This window comes from Photorhabdus stackebrandtii, from assembly GCF_011189495.1.
Classification (GTDB): domain Bacteria; phylum Pseudomonadota; class Gammaproteobacteria; order Enterobacterales; family Enterobacteriaceae; genus Photorhabdus; species Photorhabdus khanii.
This window is the reverse complement of record NZ_PUJV01000005.1, coordinates 85,379-100,610: the sequence shown is the minus strand read 5'-3', so window position 1 is coordinate 100,610 and position 15,232 is coordinate 85,379. Positions and strand designations below refer to the sequence as shown.

General features: G+C 42.9%; 15 protein-coding genes. 7 read left to right on the top strand and 8 right to left on the bottom strand.

Going from position 1 to position 15,232, the window contains the following annotated elements; genetic code table 11:
- Nucleotides 1-632 precede the first annotated feature (632 nt).
- The 4 genes from C5470_RS06035 to C5470_RS06020 are packed head-to-tail and all read right to left on the bottom strand — an operon-like array spanning nt 633 to nt 3,939.
- Nucleotides 633-1,937 (bottom strand): 6-phospho-beta-glucosidase, encoded by a 1,305-nt coding sequence (locus tag C5470_RS06035; protein WP_166286794.1) that lies wholly within the window; start codon nt 1,935-1,937, stop codon nt 633-635.
- Complete coding sequence (locus C5470_RS06030) at nt 1,934-2,257, bottom strand: PTS lactose/cellobiose transporter subunit IIA (protein ID WP_166286792.1); 324 nt, start codon at nt 2,255-2,257, stop codon at nt 1,934-1,936. Before C5470_RS06030 ends, C5470_RS06035 begins: the two co-directional genes overlap by 4 nt.
- Before the next feature lie 24 nt (nt 2,258-2,281).
- Nucleotides 2,282-3,604 (bottom strand): PTS sugar transporter subunit IIC, encoded by a 1,323-nt coding sequence (locus tag C5470_RS06025; protein ID WP_166286790.1) that lies wholly within the window; start codon nt 3,602-3,604, stop codon nt 2,282-2,284.
- Between the two features lie 29 nt (nt 3,605-3,633).
- Nucleotides 3,634-3,939, bottom strand: coding sequence for a PTS sugar transporter subunit IIB (locus C5470_RS06020; RefSeq protein WP_166286788.1), 306 nt, complete (start codon nt 3,937-3,939; stop codon nt 3,634-3,636).
- 714 nt (nt 3,940-4,653) lie between these two features.
- Here C5470_RS06020 and hda point away from each other — a divergent pair.
- Nucleotides 4,654-5,361, top strand: a complete 708-nt coding sequence (gene hda, locus C5470_RS06015; RefSeq protein WP_036849598.1) for a DnaA inactivator Hda — start codon at nt 4,654-4,656, stop codon at nt 5,359-5,361.
- Nucleotides 5,362-5,398: 37 nt separating this feature from the next.
- Here hda and arsC read toward each other — a convergent pair whose 3' ends face one another.
- Both arsC and bepA read right to left on the bottom strand, forming a co-directional pair.
- Nucleotides 5,399-5,755: an arsenate reductase (glutaredoxin) gene (arsC, locus tag C5470_RS06010; protein ID WP_036849345.1), complete on the bottom strand. Its 357-nt coding sequence runs from the start codon at nt 5,753-5,755 to the stop codon at nt 5,399-5,401.
- A 9-nt stretch (nt 5,756-5,764) separates the two neighbouring features.
- Entirely contained in the window at nt 5,765-7,228 is a 1,464-nt protein-coding gene (gene bepA, locus C5470_RS06005) for a beta-barrel assembly-enhancing protease (protein ID WP_166286786.1), read from the bottom strand.
- Between the two features lie 136 nt (nt 7,229-7,364).
- Between bepA and C5470_RS06000 the strand changes: the two genes are divergently transcribed.
- Complete coding sequence (locus tag C5470_RS06000) at nt 7,365-8,444, top strand: AI-2E family transporter (RefSeq protein ID WP_166286784.1); 1,080 nt, start codon at nt 7,365-7,367, stop codon at nt 8,442-8,444.
- 158 nt (nt 8,445-8,602) lie between these two features.
- Here the strand turns inward: C5470_RS06000 and bcp are convergent, their stop codons facing one another.
- Together bcp and C5470_RS05990 are read right to left on the bottom strand one after the other, a co-directional pair.
- Nucleotides 8,603-9,073 (bottom strand): thioredoxin-dependent thiol peroxidase, encoded by a 471-nt coding sequence (bcp, locus tag C5470_RS05995; RefSeq protein WP_036849350.1) that lies wholly within the window; start codon nt 9,071-9,073, stop codon nt 8,603-8,605.
- 26 nt (nt 9,074-9,099) lie between these two features.
- Nucleotides 9,100-9,645, bottom strand: a complete 546-nt coding sequence (locus C5470_RS05990) for a glycine cleavage system transcriptional repressor (RefSeq protein WP_166286782.1) — start codon at nt 9,643-9,645, stop codon at nt 9,100-9,102.
- A gap of 255 nt (nt 9,646-9,900) precedes the next feature.
- Here C5470_RS05990 and dapA point away from each other — a divergent pair, with 255 nt between their 5' ends.
- The 5 genes from dapA (at nt 9,901) to purC (ending at nt 14,925) form a co-directional block, all read left to right on the top strand.
- The gene (dapA, locus tag C5470_RS05985) at nt 9,901-10,800 is read left to right on the top strand and encodes a 4-hydroxy-tetrahydrodipicolinate synthase (RefSeq protein WP_166286780.1); all 900 of its coding nucleotides are present in this window, start codon (nt 9,901-9,903) and stop codon (nt 10,798-10,800) included.
- Nucleotides 10,801-10,816: 16 nt separating this feature from the next.
- A complete protein-coding gene (gene bamC, locus C5470_RS05980) occupies nt 10,817-11,866 on the top strand; it encodes an outer membrane protein assembly factor BamC (protein ID WP_166286778.1) in 1,050 nt (349 codons plus the stop codon).
- A 311-nt stretch (nt 11,867-12,177) separates the two neighbouring features.
- Complete coding sequence (locus tag C5470_RS05975; RefSeq protein WP_166286776.1) at nt 12,178-12,621, top strand: type III secretion system chaperone; 444 nt, start codon at nt 12,178-12,180, stop codon at nt 12,619-12,621.
- Complete coding sequence (locus tag C5470_RS05970) at nt 12,608-13,774, top strand: VopS family T3SS effector adenosine monophosphate-protein transferase (RefSeq protein WP_166286774.1); 1,167 nt, start codon at nt 12,608-12,610, stop codon at nt 13,772-13,774. The genes C5470_RS05975 and C5470_RS05970 overlap by 14 nt, the downstream gene beginning before the upstream one ends.
- Before the next feature lie 437 nt (nt 13,775-14,211).
- Nucleotides 14,212-14,925, top strand: coding sequence for a phosphoribosylaminoimidazolesuccinocarboxamide synthase (gene purC, locus C5470_RS05965; RefSeq protein ID WP_166286772.1), 714 nt, complete (start codon nt 14,212-14,214; stop codon nt 14,923-14,925).
- Nucleotides 14,926-15,232: the final 307 nt, after the last annotated feature.

Below are 15,232 nucleotides of genomic sequence, written 5' to 3'. Positions count from 1 at the left end.
TCGATTAATATATCGTTTATAGACCCGGTTCAGTCGCTCATCTGCGGCTAGCAAAATGTATCCACTAGGACTAACCGCATTATATGCTCATTAATCAACCTTTCAACTTCGGACATAATTCCTATCATCTGATGATGGTTATTTGTCGGGTACCTCTCAAATAGCGTGTTATTATCTAAATTGTTTTTTGCATCAAATGAAACTTCAAAGCAACTGCCCCGGTCGAGTCTGTAATTTTCAGGCAGAACGACAGAAGAATCCCCCTTTGAGATAATTTCCATTATAATCAAGGTGTATTCCACGCTAGACACCTCAAAGTCTGATATGTGCTTCGCCATATCCGAGGTTTTCTATTTTAAAAGGCATAGGTTTTCCCAAAGTTTCAACATGTTGAAACTTTATATTTTCAGTATTCTTCAATCAATTGATTTCATAGCAGTATTATAATGCAGACTTTCCTGTTCAAACTTAGCAGGAGAAATAAATGCGTGTTACGCCGCAAAAAAAGAGGTCACAAGGTCAGTTACGATTAAAGGATATCAGTATTAGTCTTTTAGTGACTAATAACTGATATCTCTTTAATTTTATGCTCGTTCTGGTTTCAGGTTATTCAACCAGGTGCAGATTATTCATTAAAATTGCGGCAGGTAATCACGATTTATCGCCAATACGTCATCCAAAAGCGGTGAAGCAATATCTACATCGGCAACCAGTGGGTTGGTGATCAATGCCCGCAGTGCAGCGTTGCGATCGCCATGAACCGCTGCTTCAATCGTTAAACGCTCGAAGGTTTTTATCTGTTGGGTCAGAGAGTACATACTGTCAGGCAGGCGGCCAAATGTCAGCGGGTGGGCGCCCTCTGCATTAATGATACAGTTGGTTTCAATGACGGCATCGTCCGGCAGGCCACGGATAGCACCGTGGTTAGGGGTATTAACCACCAGCTGGCTGCCAAGATTGTTGTGAATAGCGCACATCAGATCCAGTGCAACTTCAGAATAGAATGAACCGCCGCGGAAACTGAGCTGTTCTGGTTTGTGAGCAAGGTCTGGATCGGCATACAGTTCAAACAGCTCCTGCTCTACTTTCATGACTTGTTCTGCCCGTGTGCCTTGTTTGGCAGCGGCTTCGCGCTCTTCCTGCAACATGCTGTGGGTCTGATAGAAGTAACGGTGATAAGGGCAGGGGATTGCGCCTAATGCTCTGAGTAATGGCGGGGGCCAGGGGGATTCTTTAATGTTATTCATGGTTAATGCTACACCGTTGCATAACATATCAAGTACCCGATGCGTTTCATCCCGCCCTGAAACCAGTACCTGGTGTACCCAAACCATGTGATTAAGCCCTGCAAAACGTAATTGCACATCTTGATAAGGGTGTTGCAGCATATTGGCAATCATATGGTGCATGGTGACCGGGACATTACACAGGCCGATTATTTTTGCCTTGCTGTAACGGGAAACCGCTTCGGTGACGATCCCTGCCGGGTTAGTGAAGTTAACAATCCATGCATCTGGCGCAAGTTGTTCAACTTTACGGGCGATATCCAGCAAAACGGGGATGGTACGTAACGCTTTGGCAAATCCACCTACGCCTGTCGTTTCCTGACCGATTAAACCGTATTTCAGCCCCAGACGTTCATCCATAGCACGCGCCGGAAGCTGGCCGACACGCAATTGAGTTAAAATAAAACTGGCGCCGCGAATTGCATTATCTGGTGTGAAATGTACGCTGATAATAACGTGTTCCAGGCCATGACGGGCCAACATACGACGGGTAAGTGCAGCGATAATTTCTACTTTCTGTTTTCCACCATCAATGTCAACTAATGCCAGTTCAGAGAGTGGCATGCTTTTGTTGCGCAGAATGAGTCCTTCTACTAACTCAGGTGTGTAGCTGCTACCGCCGCCGATAACGGTTATTTTGATCTGTTTCATATTTTTTCCTCCCGCGATGGTATCCGGCGGTAGAGTTCAATCATATCGCCGGCAAGATCCTGAATAACCATCGCGTTCATCAAATGATCCTGTGCATGTATAGTGATCAGATTGACAGGCAATTTACCACCACCTTCATCTAACCCGATTAGAGTGGTCTGAATGGCATGCGCCTTCTTGATTGCCTGTTGGGATTCAGTCATCAGTGTTTGTGAAGCGTGAAAGTCACCATTTCTGGCATGTTGTAATGCCATCAGCGCATGGCTGCGTGCGCTCCCGGCATGAACCAGTAGTTCGACAATAGTTTGTTCCAAATCCATGTATAAATCCTCCGAAGATTATGGCTAAGATTGAGTTTCTACGTTGGTGGGTATCGTCTCTTCTTGCTGCTTATTTTCTTCATTGATTAATTGTTTTTCATAAACTTTGAAGAAGGGATACCAGATAAATAGATCGATTATCATCAGTACGATAATCAGCACTGCCGCACGGTAATCCCAGGCGGCGGAAAGCATTGCACCGAATGGTGCCGGTGTAGTCCAGGGAGAGATAACGACCATTTTATGCACCAGATCGAGATGCAGGGTGCTGTAAGACAAGATTGCATTGATCAATGGCACAACCAATAGTGGAATTAATAGGGTTGGATTCATAACAATCGGTGAACCAAATAACAGCGGTTCGTTAATGTTGAACATAGCCGGAACTGCGCTCAGTTTTCCGATAGTACGCAAGTGTATAGAACGGCTGCGTAGGTAAAGAATAGCCAGAGCCAGGGTGGAGCCGGAGCCACCAAGACAGACATAAAATGACCAGTATGGATCAGTGAGAATTTGGGTTGCCGCAGCCCCTTGAGCCATTAATGAGGCGTTGGTGGCAATATTTGCCATAAATATGGGGCTCAACAGGACAGTAACAATGTTGGCGCCGTGAATACCGGCGAACCACAGTAGATTGGCTATCAGCGCTGCCAGCATAATGGCTGGCAGTGTGTCACCGACGGAAATGAGGGGTTGGAAAATCTGCATGACGGCGGCAGGAATGAGCAGATTGAATTCACTCTGTAAGAACAAACTGATCGGGTAAACCGTCAACAGGATACCGGTGACCGGATACAAAAGCTCAAAAGAACGGGCGATCGCCGGTGGTACTTGTGCCGGCATACGGATGGTGATGTTATATTTTTTTAATAAACGCGCCAGTTCAACTGACCAGATAGCGCAAATCAATGAGGTGAATACACCGGCTCCTCCGAGAAAATCGAGTGCTATTTTGTTTTCGATTTGTGGTGCGGCCGCTAATAAAAACGCCATTAGTGACAGTAAAGCAGAAGTTAATCCATCCAGACCGTAGGATTTAGCCAGGCTGTAGGCCGTTCCGACCGAAACAAATATGCTCATTAATCCCATGGTCATAAAGTAAGGCATGGTGATGGTGTCCCAGTGAGTTTTAGCAAAGGACAACCAAACTTGACCAAATGAGGATGAAGTTTGTGCATCAAATGGTGGGTTTGCCGCAATTAACATGATACTGCCGATGAGCAAAAATGGCATGGCTGAGATAAAGCCGTCACGTATTGCACTAATATGTCGCTGGTTACCGATTCGTCCTGCAAGCGGGACAATATGGCTTTCTACGACGCGTATGAAAGCAGTATAGAGGCTCATAGGGCCCTCCGTATTGATGATGAAGTTAATTATTCCAACAGGCTTAGTGCCTTATCGAGAACTTTGTCACCACGGAGAGCGCCGTAATCCATCATGTCAATAATGTCTATCGGCTTGCCGAGTGGTTTGGCGATAGCGGAAAAATGAGCCAGCTGATGTCTTACTTGCGGGCCAAGTAAAACAATGTCGGCATCGGTTATCAGATGTTTTAATTCGATGGTAGAGGCGGCCTTGATCTCAATGTTCAATGCTCGTTTTGTCACTTCTGCCTGCATACGTTGTACCAGTATGCTGGTGGACATGCCAGCAGAGCAACACAATAGGATTTTTTTCATTATTCAGCTTCCTGTTTATTATGTCAGTTGATAATCACGGTAGGCGGTAAATCAGAGCGCACCCACTTCTTATTAAGATTAGCACTTATGTTAAATTTGTTGCGATTTTGTTAGCATATTAATCAGAATAGTGTGAGGAATAGCGATAGAATGTGATCTTTATTTGTATTGAACATAGCGTGAAAATGTTAGGTTGTACCGGGCGTTGCAGAGGGATTTCTTATTTCATGAAAATAGTGGGTTGCTCATTTTTACGTCAACCGGACGTTGATTATTTATTATTTCGCTAATACACTGCGTAGCAGATATGGTTAATGCCGAAGCTTACATCATGGGATGATTTCTATGTAACTTGGGCTGATTATTGTTGGGGCCATGAGAAGGATTACCACTATCATCGCCTTTTTGTTATCAGTAAAGAATTATTACATTGATCCTTCTGAAAACTGACAAATCTCACCATCTGACTATTTTCTCTTAGATAGCATAAAATTAAAAACTTAGCGCTTTCCTGTTTTCGCATTCAGAATATTTCACTGGTGCTTGCAGGTTGTTCTGTATTATGAAGAAATATTGTGCATTTAAGGGGGAGGTTGAAAATGGGTTTAACTTATTGAATCCAAAAAATAGTTTTTTTATTATTTATCTATACAGTTCATTTACAACTATTTTCTGTGATAAACTTGTTTGCGCTTGTTACCTGCTCTGTTTGAGGTGCTTCTGAACACACCATCGCAGCTTTCATTACCTTTATATCTTCCCGATGATGAAACTTTTGCCAGTTTCTTTCCGGGGGAAAACGCCACCCTGTTAGCTGCAATCAAATTGGCCATTAATCAGCCGCATGGCAGCTATATTTATTTTTGGTCCCGTGATAGTGGGGGGCGAAGTCATTTGTTGCATGCCGCATGTGCTGAATTGTCCCTGAAAGATGAAGCTGTGGGCTATGTTCCGCTGGATAAACGTGCCTATTTTATTCCTGAAGTGCTTGATGGCATGGAACACTTATCACTGGTTTGTATCGATAATATCGAATGTATTGCTGGTGATGAAGAGTGGGAAATGGCGATGTTTAATCTTTATAATCGCATTCTGGAAATCGGTCGCACTTGTTTGCTTATCAGTGGCGATCGTCCACCTCGTCAGATTGATCTTAGGTTACCTGATTTGGCTTCCCGTCTGGACTGGGGGCAAATTTATAAATTACAACCACTTTCCGATGATGAGAAATTACAGGCTTTGCAACTGCGTGCAAAATTACGTGGGTTTGAGTTGCCGGAAGATGTGGGGCGCTTCTTACTGAAAAGATTAGACAGAGAAATGCGGACGCTGTTTATGACCTTGAATCAGTTAGATCATGCTTCGATAGTTGCCCAGCGCAAGCTGACGATTCCATTTGTGAAGGATATTCTGCATCTTTGACGATGATGGTGATTTCACCATCATCATATCTACCCGATTAGCCAAGAATTTCTTTTACTTGTTCTGGTGGGCGCCCAAGCCTGGCTTTATCACCACAAACGACAATAGGGCGCTCAATCAGTTTAGGATTGGCAACCATCACTTTCAGTAGATCGTGTTGAGTGAGTTTTTCATCGGCCAGATTCAACTCTTTGTATAGATCTTCTTTAGTTCGCATCAACTGGCGCGCATCATGAAAACCAAGCTGTTTTAACAGAACAGATAATTGCTCTATCGTGGGAGGGACCTCCAGATAGAGAATAATCTGCGGCTTAATGCCTTGCTCTTCAATAAGAGCCAAAGTTTCACGGCTTTTGGAGCAGCGGGGGTTATGATAAATGATCACCTGTTGCATGAAAGTTCCTTAACGTTGGTATTGATTGTAACGCTGTTGTAGCTGGCGTAACTGATCGATACGGGCATCATAACGTTCTTGATCGTAACTGCCTAATTTTACCAGTGCGCTGGCATTGCTGAGGTATTTAATGGCATTGTCAAACTGACCATGAAGTGCCATTTCTTCAGCATACGCTGATAATTCTTCATGGCGTTTGCCTTGTTGGGCGGCGGCTTCCCTCATCAGGTGCCAACCGTTTGGATCATCAGGATTATTGAACGTATAACGGTAGAGCAGCTTTGCAGCCTGCGGGTATTGCTTTGCGCGAATGAGCGCATTTGCCAGATTAATCTGTAAGACCAAATTGTCTTTTTGTTTCTGTAAGGCGTTTTGTAATCGGGTGATAGCCTGAGCCGTTCGGTTCTGTTCAATATCAATATCGGTCATCGTGTCAATAAACCAGAGGTTATCTGGTTGTTTTGCTAATAATGGTTCCAGAATAGCCCGTGCCTCAGCGTATTTTTTATCCTGAGAAAATAAGATTGCTTGTCCATAAGCGGCGGCGAGTTGCTCTTTAGCTGTGCCTTTACGGTAATTTTCTAAAATTTGTTCCAGATAGCCGCGCTGCTCCGTAGTGTACATTCCCATAATACGGACTCTGGCAAACAGAAAATCTTGAGATTGTGGAACACGCTTGGCGGGATATTGGTTAGCGCGGTTACGGGCATCAGCAAGGCGGCTGTCGGGTAATGGGTGAGTCAGCAACATCTCTGGTGGTTTGGAACTGTAACGGGTCTGATCTGCCAGGATCTGCATAAAATCCGGCATGCCTTGAGGATCAAAACCCGCTTTGCGTAGCGTCTGCATGCCAATGCGGTCAGCTTCCTGCTCATTGGATTGAGTAAAGCTGATCATACCTTGTTGTATCCCGGCAAGCGTTCCGCTGAGTGCCGCCATTCCTGCTTGTGGGTTAGCCATTATCAACAGGATAGAACCCAGAGCACTTGCCCAGGCCAGTGGTGCTGTACGCTGCTGATCTTCCATCATTCGAGCCAGATGGCGCTGAGTGACGTGGGAAATTTCGTGGGCTATAACGGATGCCAGCTCGCTTTCATTACGGCTATAACGAAAAAGTGCGGCATGGAGTACGACGTTACCGCCAAAGAAAGCGTAAGCGTTGATATTCGGGTTATTGATCAGATAAAAATGAAAAGGTGTTTTAACTGAATCTGCATTAGCTACCAACCTTTGTCCAAGGGTGTTGATATATTGCGTCAATAATGGGTCATAAATCAGTGGAACGTTGTCACGCATCTGGCGGACGTAAAAATCGCCCATTGACAGTTCCTGATTGATACTCAGGGTTGAACCTGCCGTGGTACCTATATCCGGCAATGAGTCTTCAATAGAGGTGCTGAGAACAGGGGGACTTATTAGCAATAATGTACTGATCAATATTGCTGTCAGGGATTGTTTAGACATTATTTTCATAAAACAAAAATGATCTCATTTGGCCATCGTTTTAGATAATGCGTGTATGATGAACAAGGGTACCTTAAAATTAACCAATTAGTACAATTTTCAAGAAAAATAGAAACATGAATATTGCTATCAAGGAGCCTGGTCAATGCTGGATATGATTATACAGTGGTATCGCCGTCGGTTTACTGATCCGCAAGTTATTGCGTTGTTTGTCATCCTCCTGGTAGGGTTTTGCATTATTTATTTTTTACATGGCATTTTAACGCCATTACTGGTGGCGATTGTTCTCGCTTATTTATTGGAATGGCCAACGGCCCAACTTGAAAAACTGGGATGTTCACGGACAGTGGCTGTTTGCATTGTGGTGATTATTTTTTCCGGGATCAGCTTGCTGGTTATTCTGATTGTGGCGCCAACGGCATGGCAGCAGGGAATTAATCTGTTGTCAGATATGCCTAATATGCTTAACCGGTTTAATGAATATGCTCAAACATTACCGACCCGTTACCCGGCTTTGGTTGATGCCGGCATCATTGATATGATGGCGGAAAATCTGCGCAGTAAGATTTCAACTGCCGGAGAATCTGTGGTGAAGTTTTCGGTAGCTTCATTGATTGGTTTGCTGACATTGGCTATCTACCTGATTCTTGTGCCACTAATGGCCTTTTTCCTGCTGAAAGACAAAAACCAGATGCTGCAAGCGTTACAACGGGTTTTGCCACGTAACCGCATTTTAGCCGGGCAGGTATGGCGCGAGATGAATCAGCAAATCACTAACTATATTCGTGGTAAAGTCACGGAAATGGTGATTGTTGGTATCTGTACTTATGCTGTATTTGCATTTCTTGGGTTAGATTATTCATTACTGCTTGCTGTCTTGGTTGGGCTGTCGGTGTTAATTCCTTATGTGGGAGCAGTGATTGTCACTATTCCTGTTGTACTGGTTGCTTTATTTCAATGGGGAGTCGGGACAGATTTCTGGACCTTGATTATTGCTTATCTGGTTATTCAGGGGCTGGATGGCAATTTACTGGTGCCGATTTTGTTCTCTGAGGCAGTAAACTTGCATCCACTGGTGATTATTCTTTCTGTGATTACTTTTGGTGGCTTATGGGGATTTTGGGGGGTATTTTTTGCTATTCCGCTGGCGACGCTGATTAAAGCCGTTATTCATGCATGGCCGGAGGAGATAGTTATAACAGAAGACGATGAAATAAAAGAATAAATCTGTTTTTAATATGAAAATGGCCTTTGTATTTATTTCTGAGTTAATGCCGGTTACTTGTTATTAGAGTAAGTACAGGATAGGAATTTCTTTCCCGTACTTACTCCAGGTATCTTGAGTTGCTGAATGAAATACGATTAATTTTTTAGCGGTTTTTATTAAGGATGTTGTTTCAGATAATCCACCACTATCTGATGGTGATCACTGGTCTTAAATTTATCAAAAACGTGCTCAATATTACCTTTGGTATCAATCAGGAAACTGATACGGTGAATACCATCATAGGTTTTCCCCATAAACTGTTTCTCGCCCCAAACACCAAATTGCTCAGCAATTTGATGATCCTCATCGGACAACAATGTGAAGTTCAGCATTTCTTTCTCCACAAAGCGTGACAGTTTACTTGGGTTATCGGTACTGATACCCAATACCTCAACACCTGATCCCTTTAATGTATCCATTTCATCGCGCAGACCACAGGCTTGTACAGTACAACCAGGAGTCATTGCTTTAGGGTAAAAATAAACTAAAACACGCTGACCTTCGAAATCAGACAAGTTGATTGTTTCTCCATCTTGGTCAGGAAGGCTGAATTGAGGGGCCTTATCACCGGCTTTCAATGGGCTCATCACGTATTCTCCGTTTAATCTTTCTGCTAAAGTGGTTCAAGAATACTAATACTGCCTTGTGCATTTAGATCTGTACATAGCTTATTAAACGCTTGCTTAATAATTATGCCGTCATCATCTAATAGACTATGAGCGGTAATCTGGATTTGTAGCCGGGCAGGGATACCATCTTCTGGTGGCTGTGTTTTTGATACCAGTTCAGCAATATTAAAATCCTGCGTGGTAAACAGATTGGTAAACTGTTCAACAATACCGGGTGAATCATCAACATCAACCTTGACGGAAACAGTGGAAGGAAATGTTGTATGTTCATCACATCTTGTACGTTTCATGACGAGAAGAAGATCCAATTCGGCTCCTTTCTGTGGCAGTGAGGATTCAATCATGGTGATAGCGTTCCAGCTACCGGAAAGCAGCATAATAAAGGTGAATTCCTCACCAAACATCGCTAAGCGGCTGTCTTCAATGTTACAACCACATTCACTCACAAGACGAGTGATCGTGTTGACGATACCAGGACGGTCAGCGCCTAAAGCGGTTATAACGAGAAAATGTTGTTCTGATTGTGGCAAAGTCACTTTTCCTTCTCTGCTGTGGTTTATTTAAGGTAAACACAAAAAGGGTATACTGCCAAGGTCAATCGTATCAAAGTTGCTCTATTGTTCTCATTCCCTGCCTTTGAATTTCAATAAATTACTCCGGTTATTACTTCTTTTTAACAGAGGTTATCCGGTATTAACAAAATTCATTGAAATCCTGTTTAAATAGTTTCCTTCTGTATGACTAGAAAGTACCATTGAACTCTTGTTTGTATAGGGGGGTATGTAATGTCTAGCGGGAGCTTTGAATTTACAGGCAGTATTGTTGCGCTGGTAACACCAATGGACGCGAATGGTCGCGTTGATAAGACTAGTTTGAAAAAGTTAATTGATTACCATGTTGCCAGTGGTACATCAGCGATCGTCTCGGTAGGAACAACCGGAGAGTCTGCCACATTGAGTCACGATGAGCACGGTGATGTTGTTTTGACAACGGTGGAACTGGCTGACGGACGTATTCCGGTCATCGCCGGAACAGGTGCAAATGCGACTGCTGAGGCAATATCTCTGACGAAACGTTTTGAAAACAGTGGTGTTGTTGGTTGCCTGACGGTAACGCCTTATTATAATAAGCCATCGCAGGAAGGTTTATATCAGCATTTTAAAACGATCGCTGAAAATACTGATTTGCCACAAATTCTGTATAATGTGCCCTCCCGTACAGGATGTGATTTGCTGCCGCCAACTGTAGCTCGTTTGGCGAAGATTAAAAATATTGTCGCAATTAAAGAAGCGACAGGGAACTTAAGTCGTGTCAGCCAAATCCAAGAGTTAGTTAATGATGATAGCTTTATCTTGTTGAGTGGTGATGATGCAAGTGGGTTGGATTTTATTCAGCTTGGTGGTAAAGGGGTAATTTCTGTTACTGCAAATATTGCGGCTGCTGAGGTGGCTAAATTTTGTAAGTTGGCACTGAGTGGCCAGTTTGCGGAAGCGCGTAAACTGAATAACCGCCTGATGGATTTACACCATCAACTATTTGTTGAACCTAACCCCATTCCAGTCAAATGGGTATGTTACAAACTGGGGCTGATTGCTGATGACACGCTGCGTCTGCCGATGACACCATTGACGGATGCAGGAAAAGTCTCAGTCGAAAAAGCCTTGAAAACGGCTGGATTACTGTAAAATTTAGGGAATTTTAATGGCAATATTGTTGCAAAAATCAAAGGTGATGAAGGCTGCTGGTATGTCACTGGTAGTGTTATTGGCAGCGTGTTCTGGTGACCAAAGTTATAAGCGCCAGGTCAATGATGATGACACGTATCTTGAAACACCTCCTCTGAAAGCGCTGAATGTTCCTGCGGGTATGATATTGCCATTACAGAATGGTGAATATGATATTCCACCAACAGTATCTAAAGGACAGGTTGGCAAAGAGCTTGATATTCGTCCACCATCGCAGGCATTGGCCCTGTTGAGTGGCTCCCGTGCTGAAAATAGTGTGAAGAGCAGTAAATTGCTGCTTGAAAACACGTCTGAAAATAGCAACCTGTGGTCGCAGATTAATTATGTTCTGCTGAAAAAAGGTTACAACGTTAGTCAGCGCGATGATGCTGGTCAGGCATTGACAACCGACTGGATTGAATGGCCACGTGCAGATGAAAACGTTCCATATCAGGCTCGCTATCGTATCAGTGTTGCACACCAGAGTTATCAGGTTGAATTATCAGTTACCAATGAAGGTCTGAGACAAGGCGATCAACCCATAACTGATCCTATCGAAACCCAACGTTATAACGCACTGATGCTCAATGAGTTGATCGAAGGTGTGAACCAGCAGCGTGAACGGATTACCGATAATATGGCAGCCCGCAATTTGGGGCCATTAGATATACAGAGTGGCGGAGATACTTCTGGTTTACCTCAGATGATTGTTCGTGCGCCATATAATATCGTCTGGGATAGGTTACCGGCAGCGCTGGAAAAAGTGGGTATGAAAATGGGTAGCCGCAGCCGTTCAACGGGTTCTATCGCTGTAACTTATAAAGGTCTTAGCGCATCAGATTGGAAATCAATGGGGGTTAATGAACCTTCCATCATCGAAGGTGATTACAAATTACAGGTGGGTGATTTGAATAACCGGAGTAGCTTGCAGTTTATTAGCGATAAAGGTAAGCCGTTGACCCAGTCACAAAATGATGAGCTGGTTGCAGCATTAAAAGCTGCTTTCAGCCAAACGACAGGATTATAGATAAATAAAGGGGCGAAATGAATTGCCCCCTCTGTTAACAAAGTGCTGGTTTCTTAGTCAGCACTTTGATCTCATAAAAGCCCGCATGAAAAATGAGCTTATCTTCTATGCTAAGAGGAGTTCTTCCACCGCAATTCTCTCTCAAGGGTGTCCTTTGAAGAATGGGTTCTTAAACATCATCTGATCTGTAAAACTGACTCGACTATCAATATGGGTTGTTTATATACAAAAGACAGACTAGATCTGACAGTCATCCTATTTCCGAAAGCTTAAAATCCTGTTATCAAAATAATTGGGCTTCCTTCTCCACTATGAACGATTATCTAACTGATATATTACTGACTGAGCTGGCAGCAAAGCTGGGTATGAGTAAACTCTCCTTTGATAAAGAGGGGAATTGTTTCTTATTGGTCGATAACGCTATACCTATTATCTTGCGTCACCAGGAGGAACATTTAGCTATCATTGGTCAGATAAATATGGAACTTCCAGACTCAGCGGATGCTGATACCCTTCGTTATTTACTCAATACAGCCCTTAATCCATTAAATAGTCAGATGCCGGGTATTGGCTGGCATCAGGAACTTGGAGTTGTTGCGTATAGAATATTAACCATACAACACTTAACGGCCAATAAGTTGGAAGATAAATTGTCTGAATTTATTACCTGGATAAATGAATTTCCAACATCACTATCACAGAAAAATACCCTACAATCATCTTATGACAGGAGAATGATTTATGATCGAGTTTAAGAATCTTGCTGTATTACAAAATGCCCCAATGCAAATACAAGAGCAGGTTCGTAATGAAGGTAAACTGCAAATTGCTGGTCGTGAATATCATATTAATGCAGATCTGCAACAGGTTTTGCGTACGCACCCAAAAAGTGATCACTTTGCCCGTTTCTTGGAAGGAATAAGTAAATTTTTCTTAAGTGGCAGTGGTGCTTCCGTAGCTAAAGAGGCGACTAAAACCCTCTTTTCTACAGAGGGGGCGCAACAACAGCGTCTCCAGAGTACAGACTCGGTCAGCCATGCCCGTATGTTGTTTAAGGATGGTAGTTTACAGACATCGGAACAAGTGCTGGAGAGATTAAAAACAGCAGATACCCATAAAATGACGGAAGCAATGTTGGCTGAACATTCTCTTTTGCTACAGCGTGCTATGTCAGAGTCACTACTGAATACAGAAACGGGTAAAAAATTACAGGAGCTAATGGGACACCAGGCAACAGCTCAACTGACCAGTAAACTGGTTGCCCCTGAGCAGTCTTTTGTCAGCTTTGAACAATTACGTAAGCAACCTTCGGCTTCTGGCGCTGTCGCTAGTCTGGAGCCAATTTTGATGATGGAAGAAAAGAATTTGCTGGCGGCCCAGCGTCATCAAGAGGCAATAAAAGGCCAAGATCTTAACCAAGGTATTTACGCGGAAACCCTTTCTGAAGATTTTTATAATCCAGGCAAGTTAACTGATGATGTTGACAGGGCAGCCGCTTGGATTCTCAAGGCATCCACTTCAGGTGGTAATGAATGGAGTAACTTCACGGCGCTACTGAAGGAATACACCCATAACGGAAAGGATTTAACGGATAGCCAAAATCTTAAGGAGCTTCATCATAGGTTGGTTCCAAACATAGAGCGTGATTATCGTGGTCCAGCAATCAGCGGAGGGAGCCTTCCTTCCAGTATAGGTGGTGCGGCGTTACTGGCACGTCATCTGGAAATTTTGGATAAGGAAGATCCTCAGATTGGGAAACAACTCTTTGCGGCTGTCGTTGGTTTTCATGGTTTCACTGATGGCAATGGCCGGATGGGGCGCCTCCTCTATGCGCTGACAGAATTAAGAGCGGGTCAATTCACTCCTCTTTCTGTCACTACAGAAAACGCTTTGCATGGCATCCACTAAAAGTGCAGGCTAAAGTGCTGGCTTTTTAGTCAGCATTTTGAACTCACCTCCATGTTAAGAGACTTCGCCCACCATAATTTCTCCCTGAAAGTCTGTCCCTTGAAGAGCTGGTGTCTAAACATATTTAGAGTTTGCAATAAGATCCATAGATAATACTTATCTTTCAGACACAATATTTGTTGTAATAGTTAATGCACCAAGTAATGCTTCCTGAGAGAATTTTTGGATTCACAAAAAACGGAATTTTATTTGCAGGTAATAATTCTGGTTATTTTAATTGGATGAGAGGAAGGCTGTTGGCCTAAAAATTAGTTTGTTTTGTGGACTAACCCGATAACGATAGAAAAAATCGACCTTTTGAACAGGATTTTGTTAGCAATCTGCTTTATTATTTATCTCTGACGTTTATTCAGTAGTGATATTTTGGAGTATATAAGATGCAGAAAAAAGCTGAGTTGTATCGTGGGAAAGCAAAAACGGTGTACACCACGGATGATCCTGATTTGCTGGTATTGGAGTTCCGTAATGATACATCAGCATTGGATGGCGAACGTATTGAACAGTTTGACCGCAAGGGGATGGTGAATAACAAATTTAACTATTTCATCATGGGCAAACTGGAAGAAGCGGGTATCCCGACACAAATGGAATGTCTGTTATCAGACACCGAAGTATTGGTTAAAAATCTGGATATGGTGCCAGTTGAATGTGTTATTCGCAATCGGGCTGCGGGTTCATTGGTCAGGCGCCTTGGTGTTGAAGAAGGTGTAATATTGAATCCGCCTTTGTTCGATCTGTTTCTGAAAAATGATGCTATGCACGATCCAATGGTGAATGAGTCTTATTGTGAAACTTTTGGCTGGGTTAGCAAAGAACATCTGGCTGAGATGAAAAGATTAAGCTACAAGGCTAATGAAGTATTGAGCAAATTGTTTGATGATGCCGGTTTGATTTTGGTTGATTTCAAACTGGAATTTGGTTTGTTTAAAGGGCAGGTGGTTTTGGGGGATGAATTCTCTCCTGATGGCAGCCGTTTGTGGGATAAAGAGACTTTAGACAAAATGGATAAAGATCGTTTCCGCCAAAGTCTTGGCGGCCTGATTGAAGCGTATGAAGAGGTGGCTCACCGTATCGGTGTTATTCTGGATTAATTACGCAAACGATTACCTGGGCCGAAAGGCCCTTTTACTGGCATAAATTCATCTTGGTTATAATTCTTTCATTTGTTTTTTGTGACCAAATATTATCCGATAATATAAATAGTGAATATGGATAATTCAATATAGAGTAGATTACCGCCTTATTAGTCATAACTGGCTGAAATAGTGGGCAATTCAAGATGTGTCAATATTGAATAGGAATTCATTTATATAATCGCTATATATTTGTGGAAATCATTATAATTCGTTGGGATTATTACTGGTTTTTCCTCTACTTATGATTCACGACTTGGAGCCA